Raw genomic sequence first — 14,445 nt, 5'->3', positions numbered from 1 at the left:
GGTGTCAGGACTCCTTCGTGGTCTTCGTCGTGCTCTTGGTGCTCTTGGCTGTCTTCGCGCTCGCCCCGCGTCCGCGACGGGCGGCGGGCGGCCGCCACGCCTTCAGGTCCTCGTCGGTGAGGTGACGGTCCCCCTGAAGGGAGCGGCGCTGCGCAAGCGCGTCGGCGGCGGGCGAGGTGCCGTACGCCGGGTCGATCTCGCCGTGCCACTGGTCCAGCCACAGCTGCAGTTCGAGGAGGGCGGCGAGCAGCGGCGGCCACTCCTCGTCCGACATCTCGTGCCCATGGGCGTGGAGGTGGCCGATCAGCGCCTCGGCCTGCTGGAGGTGGTCCCAGCCGGCCCAGCCGTAGAGGGGCGGGGACTGGACGTTCTCGGTGCCGTAGGAAATGAAGCGCTCCTTGGGCACGTCCAGCTTGCCGCGCAGACTCCAGTAGGAGCTGCGGAGGAAGTCCGCGCTGGTGTAGGGCCGTGGCACCGGGATCGCGTCGCGGATCTTCTTCTTGGCGATGAAGTCCTGCTCGGCGTCTTCCTTGCGCTGCTCCTCCCAGGCCCGCTCCCAGTCGGTGCGCTTGTCCAGGCCGGAGGGCTTGTAGCGGAGGGCGGCGACGGCCGGTACGTGCTCGGTGGAGAGGAGAGCGGCGACCGTCTTCGCGAACTCCTGTCCCGGCGCGAAGAGCTCGGCGACCGCAACGAAGTCCTCGTCCTGCTCGAGATCGTGGACCAGCTGGTTGAGGGTGCGGATCAGCGGGCCGCCCTCCGCGTCGAACCAGAGGGCGCGGTCCTCCATGCGGTTGAGCAACCAGGAGCGCAGCGCCTTCTCCTGAAGCGCGTCCCAGCCCTCGGTGGCCCAGCGCCGCTTGTACTCGGGGCGCTCCACCATGCCGATCTGGCGGTTCGACTCGATCGCGTCGATGCGCTTCTGGACGATCTCCCGGTAGGGGGCGGGCCACTCGGCCGGGATCTCCGTGATAGGCGTGGAGCCGTGACGCCGGAACCACTCGCCCGACGCCTCACCAGCCTTGACCTTGCGCGCCAGCACGATCTCGAAGGCGCGCTGGCCGAGAGCGAGTTCGGGGATGTCGGCGAAGTCGTCGCCGTTGCGGGGGGCGGGGCGGAGGTCGTCGTCGAGGAGGTTGTAGAGGGCGTAGACCTGCCAGTCCAGTTCTTCTTGTAGGGCGATCAGGCGAGCGCGCAGGTGCTCGTAGCGTGAGCGGGCCTCACACAGAGCAGCTGCGCTCGGTGTGCCTGCGGCGGCCACGGCTGATGGAGTGGCGGTGGCCAATTGCTCGGCTAGGTAGTCAAGCTCGATTACAAGGGCAGTGGGGTGGACAGGCGGAAGGGGGAAGTCCTCCACCATCGTGCTGTTGTATTGGTGCCGTACGGTCCACTTCTCCGACTCGAGGCCCCGCTTTACCCCGTTACTCGGTTTGTCCTGCGTAACCTGTCGCAACCAGAACGCAGCTGTAGAACTGTTGAGCACCCCGAGCAGTTGCAGGTGCTCTTCCTCCGAGGCATCTTCCCGCAGCTTGACCACAGGTGCGGTCTGCTTGAAGACCTTTCCGTCACGATCCAACACAAAGTGGTTATGGGTGGCCACCTCGGCGAACGCGATCGACCACGAGTGGCAGCCCGCACTCGGAGTTACCTGGTGCCACTCGTACCAGGGTCTCCCGTCGGAGAAGTATGTTCCTTTGGAGAAAGTGGCCCGGTGTCCTAGCACCGTTCGGCTAGGCCACATCCATTTGTACGCACCCGAATCCTCGGGCAAGGGCACAAGCTCGAACTTCTCCGGAGTCGCCTCGTAGGGGAAGAAGGTGTACGTCCCCTCTGAGTGGAGCCAGTCACGCAGCTCTTCACCGACTACGAGGGTCCGCCCAAGCTCCTCCTCGCAACCACGACGCAGCCACGCCTCACGGTCTGTGGTCATGATGCTGTCAGCGCTGGTCCGTCCCGTGCTTCCCAAACGGGGGGCGACCGCCTTCAGTTTGCGACGCCCGCTTCGCTCAAGGGAGTCCAGCAACTCCTGTCCCCCATCGGCCAGCACCCAAGGCTGCTTCGCGAAGAACTGTTTACGATCAAGGTCGCCAACGGACACCCATTTGCTTACACTGCCGGGTTTCTCGATCTGCTCGACGATTGCCGACCACACGTGCCCCTTGGCCGCATCGTCGGGAATCCCCGGCTCTCCCTGCACCGACCGCACAGTACGTACAGTCGATGTCCGGTGTCGGCCACCTCGCCGCCGCCCCACGAGGATCACCGTGGGCGTGCCATGCTCCGGAATGAAGGCACCGGAAGTATCGATGACCTCCGTCAGCTCAACTTGATGCCCGAAGTACCCCTCAATCAGATGCACACCGAACTCGCGCTTGATGAACGAGTTGGAGGTGATCTGCCCGACCATCCCATACCCACGACCAGTCTCGGGATCGCCGTTCTTGGACAGCTCGAAGAACCGCTGCGCGAACGGCACGGTGAGTGCGTACTCCTTGTGGCACACCTCCCGGTACATCTCCCGATACCGCTGATTGAGCTCCTTGTCCTTCACGGTGATGTACGGCGGGTTACCCACAACCACGTGATACCGTCCCGGCTTCAGAATGTCCGGGTGTTCCAGCCAGTCCTCCGTGCGGTACGCGAACGAGGCCAGCGGATCCTCCGCTGCCTCCCCGTCCAGCGTGAGCTCCAACTGGCGGGACTTGATGAGCGAGTCGCCCACCGCCAGATGGACCGGCCACTCGTACCGCGCCGCCTTGCTTATCGTCCGCACGTTGGCGGCAGCCATGGCCGCGACCAGCAAACGGAAGCGCGCGATGGCGACTGCGAACGGGTTGATGTCCACTCCGTGTACCGAGTCGAGCGCTGCCCGCACTCGCTCATGCACGTCTACTGTCGAGGCCTTGCTGGACCATTCCTTCAAGAGCCGCTCGAATGCGCCAAGGACGAAATGCCCGGACCCGCAAGTCGGGTCAATCATCCTCAGGCCCTTGAAACCGTGCTCCCTGAGAGCCGGAGTCATCGTGCGGTCGAGGATGAAATCCTCCACAAACTTCGGTGTTTGCAGCAGCGCGTACCGCTCCTTGGCGTCCTCGCTCAGGTCCTGATACAGGTCCCCAAGGAAACGAGTGTTCCACCCCCGCGTCCCCTCGTCATTCAGGGGATCCGTGAAGTCATGAACGAGCGTGCCGTCCTCCCTCCGCCGCCCCCAGAAGGCGACCAGCGCACCCGCCCCCTCATGCGACAGCGGCACCTGGTACAGCGGGTTGTGCCACTCGTCGAAGAGAAGCCGTCCCGCCTGCCCGTCCCCGATCTCCGCGAACGCCTTGAGGAGCCAACCCCGCCAGGTGGGATCTGCCGCCGTCGACTTGTACTCGTCGTACCGCGCCTGCGCCAGCTCCCGCCGGTCGATGTCCGGCGACGTCAGGTACGGCTCGTCGATCAGCCTGTTGTCCTCACAGAACCGTACGAACACGGTGGCCAGCACCCACGCCACGGCCACCTGCGTGAGCTGCTCGTCGAGCCAGGCCTTCCTCGACGCCGCCGTACGGCCGAGCTCACGAGCCTGCTGGTACTCGATCCCGTACCGCTCACCCACCTCGGGACGCTCGTCGACCTGCCGCTCAAGGTCCTTCTTGGCTGCGGCGACCTGCGGCTTGAGGTCGTCCAGCAGGGCCTTGCGGTCGATCATCGGGCGTACTCCTCAGTGCTTTCGGTCTGTGCGCGGTGCGGTTGCCGAACCCACGACTCCGGCAACGGGATCCACTCCCCCAGCGGCTCCTGGTAGGCGGCGTACACGTCCCGTACGCCATCGGGCCCCACGGCCCTCCCCAGGACCGGTGCGCGACCAGGATCGGCCTGCGGAACCAGCAGCCACAAGGGCCGCTTGGCTTCGCCCTCCCGTGCCTGCCGGGCGAGTTCGTCCAACCCGCCGACGTACTCGTAGCGGGCAAAGACAGCCGCGTCCGTCAGCAGCAGCGGGCGCGGATCCTCGCCCTGGCACAGCAACGCACTGATCTCCTCCCGCATGCGGTCGCATGCGTTCCGCGCGAAACGGGCGAAGTTCACGGCTGCCGTGGACCCCGCGTCCGCAGCGTCGGCCTTGAGGAGCGTCTCCCAGCGCGGCAGCCCCTTCGGGTTCGCGGCCGCCTTCGTCTCCTGCTCGTCGTGAAGGTGCCGCAGGAACAGCGAAGTGGCCGAGACCGCGACCGCTCCCCCACCGAACCTCGCGTCCGTCAAGTGACGCACCGCCCGCTCGGCCAGTCCACTGCGGACGGTCAGCACCCGGTAGCCGTCGCCCCGTCCCGCGGCCAGCAGGCGGTCCTCGGCGCGGGCCCTCGCGGCCAGGTCGGCGTCCTCCGACCAGGCGGCGGCGGAGGCGGTTCCGGTGGACGTGCCGTCCAGCCCGGAGCGGAAGTGGCTGGCGTTCTCCAGGCCCTCCGGGAGGTAACGCTGGTGCCGCCCGTCCTTGTGGGTGCGCAGGATGAGCGGGAAGCCCGCCTCGCGCAGAGCATCGGTGAGGGGGGCGTCCGTCGGGAGTCCGTGTCCGTCCTCGCCCTCCCCCGTCCGCAGTTCGGGGAAGCGGGAGCGGACCCGCTCGTGGACGGCGGCCACCGTCAGGCCCGGCTGCTCGTCGTCCGGCAACCCGGGGATGATCTTGACGATGCCTGCCTGCGTGAGGCGCAGTGCCCGCACCAGGCCGAGGCCGCGCGGGTACAACTCCAGGCGGGAGGAGACCGCCGCATCCTGTGAGGCCGCCGCGGCGACGTCGACCATCCTCCGCTCGTCCCAGTCCAGGGTGCCCTCAGGCGGCTCCACCCGGGTCAGGTCGGCCAGCACGGCTGCGGCCGTCGGCAGGGTCTCGACCTGGACGAGCCGGTCGGCGCGCCTGCCCAGCCTGATCGCGTAGTCGAGCAGACCGGGCGCGGAGGGGGTGTCAGGGCTGTCGATGCCTTCCCGGGCGTGCAGGGCGAGCAGGCCGGGGCGCAGGGCGTCGTCAGTGGCCTGGCGGCTCATGCGGTGCAGGAAGGCCGGGGTCGCGGCACGTTCCTCCATCTCCACGACGGCTCGTACGGCGGCCAGGGCGAGGGCGCGGCGCTGGTACAGCTCGGGCAGGTCGGTGCCGCGGCGCAGGATCAACGCATCGGCGATCTCGCCGGCGGAGGCCAGGCGGCCGGACTGCTCCAGGATCTCCAGCACCTCGACGCGCAGCTCCCGCAGGACCTGCTCCTCACGCCACTTCTCCCGCAGGCCCAGGATGTGCGGGTTGACTCCGCCCTGGGTCATGTCGAGGAACTTGGCCACGTCCGTCTGTGTGGGCCAGCCGGGCAGGTGCGGCAGCCGTCCGTCGTCGTCGGGCAGGCGCAGCAGCGCGCGGGCCACGGCGACCCGGGTCTCGTTGCTGCCCACCGGGCCCCGCTGGCCGGGCACCAGCTCGGGCACCAGACGGGTGGCGAGCGCGTCGAGGGAGACCCGCCGCAGGGCGGAGCGGTCGCCCGAAGCCAGGCCCAGGTGGTCGCTGAGCTTGCGTTCCAGGCCCGATTCGGCCTTGGCCGCGTCCAGTTCGGCCTTGGCCGCCTTGCGGCCCTCACCGGTGAGCGGGTTGAGGTCTGCGGCGCGCAGCCGGCGCCGCCATTCCCGGACACGGCGCTGGATGTCGGCGAGGGTCTTGGCGCCCAGGCCCGGCTTGTTGATCAGATCGCGCTCGCTGCGGTCCAGCAGCTGCCCGACCTCGGTGATCCCCAGGCCGTAGAGGAAGGACTCGGCGGCGGCGGTCAGGCCCGACAGGGAAAGGTGGGTGTCGAGCTGGGCGGCGGCGGCCCGCTCGTCGCGCACGGCCTCGGAGTCAACCGCCTCGTCGAGGCCGTGTCCCTTGTCGTGCGACGAGGGCACGGCCTGCTGGGACGCGTCAAGGAAGACCTTCTTCCACGCGTCGTGCATGTCCTTGAGCGTGGCGAACCGCTTACCGGCGTCCCGGTGCAGGGCCTTGCGGAAGAACCGCCACAGGCCCTTGCGCACCGGGTCGTCGAACGCGTCCTTGGCGATCTCCGGGTGCGGCATCTCCTCGGGGTCGGTCATCTCGGGTGTGACCGAGCCGTCTCCCCAGCGGGGCAGCTCGCCGGAGGCCATCTGGTGCAGGGTGACCGCGAGGGCGTACCACTCGGCCTGGTCGTCGTAGACCGCCCGCCTGTTCACCGGGCCGCCGACGAAGGGGTCCATGTACCCCCGAGTGCCGACCCCGGTCTCGCTGGCCGGGTAGGAGGCGAGGGAGAAGTCGATCAGGACCAGTTCGCGGGTGCCGTTGGGGCGCTTGCGGATGGCGATGTTGTCGGGCTTGATGTCCCGGTGCCACACGCCTTCGCCGTGGAGGAAGTCGACGGCGCCGAAGAGCTGGTCGCCGTACTTCTCCAGGGACTCCGTGCCCATGGCGCCGAGCTCGCGCAGCCAGCGGGCGAGGGTCTCCTCGCGGGCGCGGATCTTGCCGGTCGCGCCGTCGTCGTCGGAGAGTTCCGCCTTCTCGTCGCCGACGTACTCGACGGCGAGCACGGTGCGCTCGCCCAGCCGCAGCGGCTCGTCCACAACCAGGTTGATCACGCGGGAGTCGGCGCGCATCCGGCGCATCACCTGCGCCTCGTCCTCCAGGATGGAGGCGCTCCGGTCCGCGACGGCCACCTTGAGGACGGCGAGCGGCCGGGTCCGGAACTCCTCGGCGCGCAGATCCCGGACAAGGAAGGCCCGCGAGGTGGAGCCCGTGCCGAGGCGCCGGCGGACCTGCCAGCGACCGCCGCCCAGTACGTCGCCGGGCTCGGCCTCCAGCGGATCGGGCTCTTCCTGCGGCTCGGGTTCTGCCTGGGCCTCGGCAGGTCCGGCCGCAGCCGCGGGGGCCGCGGGCTCGGCGGGTGGCGCATGCCGGATGCCCACCGACTCCTCGGCGTCGGCGAGGAGTTCGAGGAACTCGTCGACGGAGGACATCCGGTGGAAGGGGTTGAAGGCCGTGGCCGCGTGCACCAGCAGGTCGACGTCGTCCGTCAGGCCGTCGACCACGGCCGACGGCGTCAGGCCGTCACCCTCGCGCAGCATCGCCAGGACCTCGGCCTGGCTGGATGCCGGAGGGCGGCCCGTGACCAGCAGATAGGCGAGCGTGCCCAGGCCGTACACGTCCAGCAGCACCGGGTCGGGCCGGGTGGCGGTCAGTTCCGGCGCAAGGTACGGCCCGGCTCCCTCGGCCACGTGCGTTGCGGACAGCGCCGTCGGAGCAAGGGCCGCGGCAGCGCGCGCCCCGCTGCTCGAACCGAAGCTGCGGGCGCTGGCCACCTGCCAGTCGGCGATCTCCAGACGCGGACGGAGCCACGCCTCTTCCGCACCGGGCTTGCGCGGGCCCGGGATCACGTCGATCGAGCGGGCGGCGAGGGCCCGGTGGTGGAGCAGGCCGGCGTGCGCCGAGCGGATCGTCTCGGCGAGCTGCCGCAGCAGTCCCAGGCGGGCCTGGATGGTGAGTCCGTCCCCGTAGCGGCGGATGTACTCGTCCAGGCGCATCGCCCGCATGTCGTGCTCGAAGAGCAGGGCGGGCCCGGCGGGGTGGCCCGCCGGTTCGAAGGTCTTGTACTTCGCGGCCCCCGGGTGCTTGAAGCGGCTGAGCACGGCCGCCTCACGGCGCGCCGCCCGCTCCACGGACTCGCGCGCCTCGTCGGTCGAGCCCCGCTCGCGCAGGTAGACGCGCACGCGGACAGTCTCGTGCAGCTCCTTGTGGTGGCCGACGTAGTCCACCCAGGTCGGGCCCGAGGCGAGCTCCTTGTCCAGGCGGTAGGCGCCGACCCATTTCTCGGCCTCACTCGGACGGATACCGGCCTTCTTGAGCCACTTGGCGATGTTGTCCGAACGGCCCTCGTTGATCTTGAACCGTTCGTCGCGTGGCGGTCGGCTCAACTCCTTGACCAGCTCGGCGATGGTGAACACGTTCTGCCGCTCGTGCGGCGGCAGCTCCACGCGCAGCTTGGGATTGGTGAAGCAGACGGCTTCCCGGATCCACACCTTGGGGGCCTTGGGCCCGGCCGCCCGCTCCAGCAGCCCCGACAGCTGAGCAGCCTTCTTGTTCAGCAGGTGCAGCGGGTTGCCGTGGTCGACCTCTTCGCCGTTCCCCTTCGTCTGCACCCAGGTGCCGTACGGAGCCGAGAGGCGTCCGACCCAGTCCTTGAGCTCAACCAGCCACACACCGCCGGGAGCGACAACGAGGAGGTCACATTCGCGAGGATGGCCCGAATTGGCAGTGAAGGTGAAGTTCGACCAGGCTCGCCACGGCTTGCCGTCAGGGAGCTGTTTGCGGATCGACTCCAGGCCCCGCTTCTCGTGCCCGTATTCAGACTCGGTGACGGTCGTCCACCGGTCCTTCTCCATCGCTCCTCGCTAACTTCGCCACCCCGTCAACGGTGCGATCACGCCGGTGACCGCGGGACATCGTATCCCTCACGCACGCACCGGCGAGATGCCATTACTTGACGTAGCACTCCGCGCACCGGACGAACGCGGACCACTGAGGGGCGGGGCCTCCCTGAAGGTCCGGCAGATTCTTGACGGCGTGCAGTGAGCGGTACGCATGGCAGCGCTCACTGCACGCACGACATCCACAGGGCACAGGCGCTCCTGGCCTCCGCCCGAGGTCTATGGCTACCTTCGTGGCCACGTACGTAGCCACGTGACCCCGTTTGAACCGGTGCCGAACGGGGTCTGGTCAAACCCTCTGCTCCGACAAAAAGGCCCCCTGCCCAGCACATTCCCTGGTCAGGGGGCCGACCGGCAGACGAGTCGGGCTATACGCCGGATTCTGTCACCCAGTCGCCTCGCGGCAGCCGGGGAGACGGCCATCCATCTAGGGCCGACGTTGCCGCCGGCCTCGTGCGGTCTACCCGCGGACTCGGGCGGGCAGCCCTCGAACGTCCGCGCAGAGCCGCCTTCTACAGCGGCTCCTCTTGACCTTGCTCCGGGTGGGGTTTACCTAGCTGCCCAGGTCACCCTGGGCACTGGTGGTCTCTTACACCACCGTTTCACCCTTACCCAGCGCCTGAGCGCTGGGCGGTTTGCTTTCTGTGGCACTGTCCCGCGGGTCACCCCGGGTGGCCGTTAGCCACCACCCTGCCCTGTGGAGTCCGGACGTTCCTCGGGAAGCCCCTGGGAGCTCCACGCGGCCGTCCGCCCGGCTCGTCTGCCGTGTGGACCATGGTAGCCGACCAGGCGCGGCCCCCGGTTTCCTCCGATCAGCGACCGACGGGCGGATCCGGCGTCTCCTTGATCTGCGTCCCAGGCGCAATTTTCTCCATGGAGTAGTCGAGCCACAGCTCTCCGGTCACTCTCTCCCTCGCGCCCAGCTGGCGTCCTGCTCGCACCGCCCACTCGCGCACGCGTGCCGCATCCAGCAGCCCGTCCGGGCCGAGCAGGTCGTGACGCCCGGCTTGGTCGAGCCGGTAGGAAGCGGTCACCCGGTCCGGGACCCGGCCGCTGCCACCGATGGCTATCCCCTGTTGGTCAGCCCAGGCTCGGACGGCGTGGGTCTCGGCCTGGGAGACGGCTGGTCGCCGACGTCGCCTGGCCTGTGTGGCCAGACATCCACAGCTGCGGGTGTTTCCGTAGGTGACTTGCGACTGGACAGCGGTGAAGATCTCGGGATTGCGGCATGCGCACTGGTAGTCGCGGACGATCTCATCCGGATTTTCCGGGTTCCGGTAGGGCTCTGAGATGGGTGACAGCAGGCTGTCTGCGTGCGGGGCTGTTGGGGAGAGGCGGCGCGGTGTCGGCGGGCCCGCCTTTTTTGGCTTTCGGCGCGGAGGACGCAGTTCGCCCCATACCGCGGTGATGTAGGCATCGGCAGTGACTTGGTGCCGGGCCGTGCCACTGTTGAGGTACGCGTCCAGGCCCGGCACATCCCCGGGATAGCGCACCGAGAGGGCCGAGGCCACCGCGCTGGCCTGCCGGTAGGCCGTGGCTCGTTCGTGCACCGCCACGACCAGAGCGTGGGGGGCCTCCATCTCCGGCAGATCGCCGATTCTCACGTGAATGAGCATGTCCAAGAGCCCTGCTTCTACCAGTACCCGGCTCTTGTCGTTCTCGTACTGGCGGCGGTCCCGGTGTCTGGCCGAGTGGTGGAACGCGCCGTCGTACTCGAGGCCTACTCGGACACCGTGAGGCAGATGGAAGATCGCGTCGACCTCGACGTCCTTGTAGCGCCAGTGGGTCGGCTTGTGCTCGGGCGGAACGGTGAGGTGGTGCGAGGCGAAGTCGGGCACGCCGTCCGGCAGCCGTGGATCCCGGCTCTTCGGCGGTACGAGGTCGATGAGTCCCGCGAGTTCAGCAACCAGCCGGACCTGCTCCTTCGATATCCCAGACTTTGAGCACTTGCCGCAACCCGTGCCCTGGACGCGGTTGAGGATGGTGGCCTCCCAACCGTGGCCGTGACGGCACCTCCAAGGCAGGGTCGCGTACATGCCCTTGCTCTCGGCTTCAGCGGTTTGCTTTCGAGGGATGTTGTGCTGGCTCGTAGGCAGCCGGCGCGGGTCAAGGCCCGGAGCATCCAGCTCGTCGGCGATTTCCGGGAACCAGGTGGACAACGAGTTCGTGTCGTCGATCACGTACCCAGCACAGACCAGGCAGCCGTCACCCTGAAGAGCCCGCTCTTTGACCACCGCTTCGAAGCGGTGCTCAACTGGCTGCCACACCCCGGTACTTGGATCGACGGCCCATGTCCGGCACGTCCATGGCACGCTCTCGTGTGCTGCGTGGGTGATGCCGCTAGCCAGTCTCTGTCCTCGGTACTGGGAGGCCAGGGTCGGAAGGTCTGCGACCCGGATCAAACGGCGGCACTCGGGGCACCCTGCACCTTTCTGGATACGGTCCTTGGGCCAGGCCGGCCACGGTTCATGGCCAAGGCCAAGGGGGCATTGCCACAGGTACGGGCTGACCTCGCCGCCTCGCTGAGCCATCGCCGAGACGTTCTCGGATAGGGCGAGGTTGTCCCGGTGCCACTGCGCTGCGACCTCCGGGATGTCCGCGACGGTGGTTTCTCCCCGGCCACCGATACGGCTGTCCCACCGGTCCTTGACCGTGACCTTGTGCCGATTCCAGTAGGCGGTGACTTCGGCCTGCCGGGCCTGGGCCGCTGCGAGTTCCTTCTTGATCAGCTCACGGCGGGCAGCGTTGACGTCGTTCCAGACCGAGCGCATCTGGCGAAGCATCCGTAGGCGGTCCTCGCGCCCGCCGCTCCCGGTATCGAGCGGCACTGGCTGAAGTGGCCATGCGGCCAGCGCTGCCGCGTCACTCCCGGACGCGTCTGAACCTTGAGATGCGATCACGGCGTGAGGATACGAGCGAGGTCTGACAGAGCCGCGCCGATGTCCAGATCATTCACATTTCGCCAGGCCAGACACCTCGGACAATACTTTTTGTATAGTCCATGCTGTCCCACTGTCAGGTGCAACGCTGCTGGTCACAGCCTTTTCATCGAATGGTGCTTCAGGCAGCGGACGTCGCACTGCACGCACACGGCGAAATTCGACCCGGATTCGACCCTGCCGCCGATTTTCTCCGCACCACAGCCCTCTGACCTGGGAAAATACCGGGCGGGAGCAATACTCGGATGTTACGCCGGGTTCTGTGCCGAGGGACCTCGCGGTCCGTTCGGTGACGGCCATCCATCTAGGACCGGTGTTGCCACCGGCCTCCAGCGGTCTACCCGCGGACTCGGGCGGGCCGCCCTCGATCGTCCGCGCAGAAACACCGGGGTGTTTCCTTCTTGACCTTGCTCCGGGTGGGGTTTACCCAGCTGCCCAGGTCACCCTGGGCACTGGTGGTCTCTTACACCACCGTTTCACCCTTACCGAGGATCGAGATCCCCGGCGGTCTGCTTTCTGTGGCACTGTCCCGCGGGTCACCCCGGGTGGCCGTTAGCCACCACCCTGCCCTGTGGAGCCCGGACGTTCCTCGGGAAGCTCCCCCTGGGGAGAACTCCACGCGGCCGCCCGCCCGGCTCGTCTGCCGTGTCGACCATGGTACCGGGCCGGGGACGGCGGCGGTCCCAGCCGTTCGCCACGCCGCAGCGCCCCCTTCCGCTCTCGTGCCGGCCCTCACGCGGGCGTGAAGATCACCCGGCGTGCTGCCGGGTCCGCCTGGGTGAGGCGGACCTTCAGGCGCCGGCCGAGCATGTCCTCCGCCGTGTTCTCGATGCGGCCGATGACCGCCGGGGACTCCACCTGGACGGTGCCGGTGCCGGGGCGGCGGTCCCCGAGGTCCACGACCACGCCCTCGAACTCCTCGCCCACCCGGTCCTTCAGCAGGGCCGCCTCCACGATGTCGACGCAGGCGCGTTCGACGGCGTTCGCGCGGCGCCCGCCGTCCGCCATCTCCCCCGGCAGCGCGTCGAGGGCGGCGAGCGCCCAGTCGGGCGGGGCCTGCCCGGCGACCGCCGCCAGGCACAGCTCGGCGGCGTACCGGTCGGCGAGGCGGCGCAGCGGCGCCGTGCAGTGGGTGTACGGGGCGGCCACGGCGGAGTGGGTGGTGATGTCGGGCAGGGCGCCGTCGCGGAAGACGGTGTACCCGGCGCCGCGCAGCAGCGTCGTGCACTCCTGGAGGAACGCCGCGTGCCGCGGTTCGCGGGGGTCGAGGGAGCGGATCAGTGCCGCGTACGGGACGTGGTGCGGCCAGTCGATGCGCAGGGCCTGCGCGGTGCGGCGGAGCCGGCCGACCGCGCCGTCGGGGGCGGCGGGCAGGGTGCGCAGGACGCCGGTGCCGTGCGCGAGCATCAGGTCGGCGGCGGCCATGCCGGTGAGCAGGGAGATCTGGGCGTTCCAGCCGTCGGCGGGCAGCGGGGCGCGGTAGGCGAGTTCGTACGTGTGGTCGTGGGGGACGATTTCCTGCTCGGGGACGTTGAGGGAGATGCCGCCGCGTTCCGCCTCGCGGCGTTCGCGCAGCCGGCCGATCTCGGCGAGCAGGGCGAGGGGTTCCTCTGCGGTGCCGTCGTCGATCCGGCGCTGCGCGGTCTCGTAGTCGTACCGCATCCGGCTGCGAACCAGCGCGCGGCGTACGTCCACGGCGGTGGTGCGGCCGTCCGCGTCGAGGTCGACCGTCCACAGGACGGCGGGCCGGTCCTGGCCCGGCAGCAGGCTGGCGGCGCCCTCGCTGAGCACGGGCGGGTGCAGCGGGACGCGGGTGTCGGGGAAGTACAGCGTGGTCACGCGCCGGTGCGCCTCCGTGTCGACGGCTCCGCCGGGGCGGACGAAGGCGGCGACGTCGGCGATGGCGTACCGGACGCGGTAGCCGGTGCCCTGCCGGGAGAGGTGCATCGCCTGGTCGAGGTCGGTGGAGGTGGGCGGGTCGATGGTGAAGAGGAAGATGTCGGCGGTGGTGTCATGGTCGGGCAGCACCGGGTTCTTCGCCGACTGTTCCGCCTCGGCCAGGGCCTCGGGCGGGAAGTCCTGCGGGACGCCGAGTTCGGCGCGCAGGGCGGTGAGGGCGGCGCGCAGCGGGGCGGCGGGGGTTCCGGTCACGCGTATGTGGCGGCGAGGCATACGGCGAGCGTAGGGCGGGGGCGGCCGGGAGGCACACCGTACGCTGTCGAAAGCTCAACAGAAGGAGATCTTCGTGCTTGTCCTGCTGCCTCCCTCGGAAGGTAAGGCACCCTCCGGCCGCGGCGCCCCGCTGAAGCCGGACGCCCTGTCGCTGCCGGAGCTCGCCGCGGCCCGCGAAGCCGTGCTGGAGGAGCTGGTCGAGCTGTGCACGGCGGACGAGGACAAGGCCCGCGAGGTGCTCGGACTGAGCGAGGGGCTGCGGGACGAGGTCGCCAAGAACGCCGGGTTGCGCACGGCGGGGGCCCGCCCGGCCGGGGAGATCTACACGGGTGTGCTGTACGACGCCCTGGACCTGGCCTCGCTGGACACGGCGGCGAGGCGCCGGGCCGGGCGTTCGCTGCTGGTGTTCTCGGGGCTGTGGGGCGCGGTCCGGGTGACGGACCGGATTCCGTCCTACCGCTGCTCGATGGGCGTGAAGCTGCCCGGCCTCGGCGCGCTGGCCGGGCACTGGCGGGCGCCGATGGCCGAGGCGCTGCCCGCGGTGGCCGGGGGCGGGCTGGTGCTGGACCTCAGGTCGGCCGCGTACGCCGCCGCCTGGAAGCCGAAGGGCGAGGTCGCGGAGCGCACGGCGACGGTACGGGTGCTGCACGCGCCGACCCGGAAGGTGGTCAGCCACTTCAACAAGGCGACCAAGGGCCGGATCGTACGGAGCCTGCTGACGGCCGGTGCGGTGCCGAAGGGACCGGCGGAGCTGGTGGAGGCGCTGCGGGACCTCGGATACGCGGTGGAGGCGCAGGCGCCGCAGAAGGCGGGGCGGGCGTGGTCGCTGGACGTGCTGGTGACGGAGATCCACTGACCAGCGCGTGTTGCACCCTGCGCAACGTTCTTTGCGCAGGGT

5 protein-coding genes and 2 other RNA genes are annotated in these 14,445 nt (G+C 69.3%); 1 reads left to right on the top strand and 6 read right to left on the bottom strand.

The window, feature by feature from the left end; translation table 11 throughout:
- Positions 1-4: 4 nt before the first annotated feature.
- From pglX to AB0M97_RS10180, 6 genes are all read right to left on the bottom strand, one after another.
- Positions 5-3,688, bottom strand: a complete 3,684-nt coding sequence (pglX, locus tag AB0M97_RS10205) for a BREX-2 system adenine-specific DNA-methyltransferase PglX (protein WP_365960314.1) — start codon at positions 3,686-3,688, stop codon at positions 5-7.
- On the bottom strand, positions 3,685-8,391 hold the full coding sequence (pglW, locus tag AB0M97_RS10200; protein ID WP_365960313.1) for a BREX system serine/threonine kinase PglW: 4,707 nt from the start codon (positions 8,389-8,391) through the stop codon (positions 3,685-3,687). Before pglW ends, pglX begins: the two co-directional genes overlap by 4 nt.
- A gap of 400 nt (positions 8,392-8,791) precedes the next feature.
- Positions 8,792-9,195, bottom strand: an RNA gene (gene rnpB / locus AB0M97_RS10195) — RNase P RNA component class A.
- 53 nt (positions 9,196-9,248) lie between these two features.
- Positions 9,249-11,219 carry a zinc-ribbon domain-containing protein gene (locus tag AB0M97_RS10190; RefSeq protein ID WP_365960312.1) on the bottom strand — a complete coding sequence of 657 codons (1,971 nt, stop codon included), beginning with the start codon at positions 11,217-11,219 and terminating at the stop codon, positions 9,249-9,251.
- A gap of 389 nt (positions 11,220-11,608) precedes the next feature.
- Positions 11,609-12,014: RNase P RNA component class A (gene rnpB / locus AB0M97_RS10185), an RNA gene on the bottom strand.
- Positions 12,015-12,107: 93 nt separating this feature from the next.
- Positions 12,108-13,547, bottom strand: coding sequence for an RNB domain-containing ribonuclease (locus AB0M97_RS10180; protein WP_365960311.1), 1,440 nt, complete (start codon positions 13,545-13,547; stop codon positions 12,108-12,110).
- A 73-nt stretch (positions 13,548-13,620) separates the two neighbouring features.
- On the opposite strand from AB0M97_RS10180, the gene yaaA reads away from it, so the two are divergent.
- Complete coding sequence (yaaA, locus tag AB0M97_RS10175) at positions 13,621-14,403, top strand: peroxide stress protein YaaA (protein ID WP_365960309.1); 783 nt, start codon at positions 13,621-13,623, stop codon at positions 14,401-14,403.
- The last annotated feature ends 42 nt before the right edge of the window (positions 14,404-14,445 follow it).

Source organism: Streptomyces sp. NPDC051207, assembly GCF_040682395.1.
Lineage (GTDB): Bacteria > Actinomycetota > Actinomycetes > Streptomycetales > Streptomycetaceae > Streptomyces.
This window is presented reverse-complemented; position numbering and strand designations above follow the sequence as displayed.

What these genes read in the sequence shown, in the direction of transcription:
- AB0M97_RS10180 (WP_365960311.1), bottom strand. Translation starts at nt 13,547, where the DNA reads ATGCCTCGCCGCCACATACGCGTGACCGGAACCCCCGCCGCCCCGCTG.
- AB0M97_RS10190 (WP_365960312.1), bottom strand. Translation starts at nt 11,219, where the DNA reads ATGCTTCGCCAGATGCGCTCGGTCTGGAACGACGTCAACGCTGCCCGC.
- pglX (WP_365960314.1), bottom strand. Translation starts at nt 3,688, where the DNA reads ATGATCGACCGCAAGGCCCTGCTGGACGACCTCAAGCCGCAGGTCGCC.
- pglW (WP_365960313.1), bottom strand. Translation starts at nt 8,391, where the DNA reads ATGGAGAAGGACCGGTGGACGACCGTCACCGAGTCTGAATACGGGCAC.